Source organism: Mesorhizobium sp. M0701, assembly GCF_040320365.1.
Taxonomy (GTDB): domain Bacteria; phylum Pseudomonadota; class Alphaproteobacteria; order Rhizobiales; family Rhizobiaceae; genus Mesorhizobium.
Genome location: NZ_JAMYPO010000115.1, coordinates 1 through 1,110 on the forward strand (window position 1 = coordinate 1; position 1,110 = coordinate 1,110).

At 62.4% G+C, this 1,110-nt stretch carries 1 protein-coding gene; it reads left to right on the forward strand.

Annotated elements, in window-relative coordinates; translation table 11 throughout:
* Positions 1 to 343: 343 nt before the first annotated feature.
* On the forward strand, positions 344 to 1,110 hold a 767-nt coding region (locus NKI24_RS35755; RefSeq protein WP_352750897.1), incomplete at its 3' end, for an HPP family protein.

A 1,110-nucleotide genomic window follows, 5' to 3' on the forward strand; every position in this document is an offset into this window, starting at 1 on the left:
AGTGGAGCGACAAGGGCCTGATTTGTCTTGCCATGCCGACATTGTCAGCACGCTTTTCGAAGCCTCTGAATTCCTTAGTGTCCATCCCAGCTCGACCTCCGACCATCCCCATTTCCGGCTGCCCGCGGCACGACAGCCCTTGGCCTCTAGCTGCGCTCGAGCGGATCAGCGTGCCGTCCGCCTCCTCTGGCTGATCAAAATGTCTGCACCCATTTGGGAATGGCCGCTTCGCGCAAAAGTATTCCCCCGTGAGCCGACTTTCCGAATTGGCTTAACTTCCAAATCTGTGGCTTTGCCTGCATTGCGGACCGCGGAGTTCCGACCACTCGCCCAAGGGTATGCCATGGCGTTTCGTCTCTTTGTTCCGATCCTTGCCGGTGCAACGCTGCGCGAGCGGCTGCTCGCCTGCATCGGGGCCATGATCGGCATCGCATTGACTGGCGTGATCAGTAACGGGTCTGGCCCACATGTCGCACTGCTGGTTGCTCCAATGGGAGCATCGGCCGTGCTGCTCTTTGCCGTGCCTTCAAGCCCGCTGGCGCAACCTTGGTCGATTATCGGTGGCAATACGGTTTCGGCGCTGGTCGGGGTGATCGTGGCGCATTTCGTGCATGAACCCGTCCTTGCTACCGGCATTGCGGTGGCGCTGGCCATCGCCGCCATGTCGTTCACGCGCTGCCTGCATCCGCCGGGTGGCGCCGCCGCCTTAACCGCGGTGTTCGGCGGACCGGCCGTCTTCAGCTCGGGCTTGCTGTTTCCCTTCGTTCCGGTAGCGCTGAACTCGATCGTGTTGGTCGCACTCGGCTACGGCATCCATAAACTGTCGCGGCGCAACTATCCGCATGTGGCGGCCCCCGCCCTTAAAAGCGCGCATGGAACCATCGATCCGCCGGCGCGGGAGCGGGTCGGCTTCCAGCCCGAGGATGTCGATGCCGCGCTCGGCGCGCTGGAGGAAACCTTCGATATCGACCGCAACGATCTTGAGCGGCTGCTACGGCAGGTCGAGTTGCAGGCGATGGTGCGCTCCCACCGGGTCCTGCTGTGCGAGGACATCATGTCGCGCGATGTGATTTCGGTCGATGAACATGCGCCTGCCGACCAGGCGCGTCA